The sequence below is a fragment of the Catellatospora chokoriensis genome (assembly GCF_011297315.1).
GTDB classification, from domain to species: Bacteria; Actinomycetota; Actinomycetes; order Mycobacteriales; family Micromonosporaceae; genus Catellatospora; species Catellatospora citrea.
Window position 1 is genome coordinate 1 of record NZ_JAAOTI010000078.1, and the last position, 634, is coordinate 634.

Sequence of the window (634 nt, forward strand, 5' to 3'; positions counted from 1 at the left end):
GGTCGCGGTGCACGATCACCCGCTGCACCGCGATGCAGCTCTGCCCGGCCTGGTAGTTGCTGAACAGGGCGATGCGCTGGGCCGCCCAGTCCAGGTCGGCGTAGTCGCCGCAGACCACCGCGGCGGCGTTGCCGCCCAGTTCCAGCGTCACGTGCTTGTGCGGCACCGCGGCCTGGATCGACGCGCCGACCGGGCCGGACCCGGTGAACGACACCACCGGCAGTCGCGGATCGGCGACCAGCGCCGCGGCGCGCTCGTTGGGCACCGGCACCACGGAGAACATGCCCGCGGGCAGCTCGGTCTCGGCCAGCAGCTCGCCCAGCAGCAGCGCGGACAGCGGCGTGGCCGGAGCCGGCTTGACCACGATCGGCGCGCCGACCGCGATCGCCGGGGCGACCTTGTGCGCGACCAGGTTCAGCGGGAAGTTGAAGGGGCTGATGCCCAGCACCGGGCCCTTGGGGAAACGCCGCACCACGGCCATCCGCCCGGCCGCGGCGGGATCGGTGTCCAGCCGCATCAACTCGCCGGAGAAGCGGCGCGCCTCCTCGGCGGCCCAGCGGAACGTCGACACGGCACGGCCCAGCTCGGCCCTGGCCCACATGAGGGGCTTGCCGTTCTCGGCGCTGATCAGCGC

The 634-nt window shown here is 73.7% G+C and carries 1 protein-coding gene; it reads right to left on the reverse strand.

All coding sequences use genetic code 11. The features are described 5' to 3' along the window. Nucleotides 1–634, reverse strand: a 634-nt coding sequence (locus HAV39_RS42045) for an aldehyde dehydrogenase family protein (RefSeq protein ID WP_191844663.1), incomplete at both ends; no start/stop codon positions are given.